This is a genomic window from Bacillus sp. 22190 (assembly GCF_052045575.1).
GTDB lineage: Bacteria > Bacillota > Bacilli > Bacillales > Bacillaceae > Bacillus > Bacillus altitudinis.
Window position 1 is genome coordinate 1 of sequence record NZ_JBQEPF010000054.1, and the last position, 344, is coordinate 344.

Annotated in this window: 1 protein-coding gene; it reads right to left on the minus strand. The window is 51.2% G+C overall.

The window, feature by feature from the left end:
• On the minus strand, positions 1-344 hold a 344-nt coding region (locus ACTJKA_RS20030; protein ID WP_440607929.1), incomplete at both ends, for a pre-toxin TG domain-containing protein.

Consider the following 344-nt stretch of genomic DNA (forward strand, 5'->3'; position numbering starts at 1 on the left):
TAAATGTCGACTGCTCTGACTGCGGCGGACGTGGCTTGAGTCGTTTTATAGACGGCTTTTCCACCTTTGAAAATACGGCCTGCCCAGCCGACAATCGGGATGTAGCCTGCTGCTGCCATGCCACCTGCGGCGACTCGCTGTCCTGCGGTGAGTTCTTCACCTGTGATCGGATCAACGCCCGTTGCGGCGCGTTTTGCATCGTTCACGCCTGTCAGTTCATTGACGATATTTCCTCCGTAATCAAGGGCTTTTTCATACCACGGACGGTTGGCTAGCGCTTCTTGTTCCTTTGCAATCTTGCGGGCTTCTTCTTGATCTTTTTTGATTTTTAGATATTCAGAAGT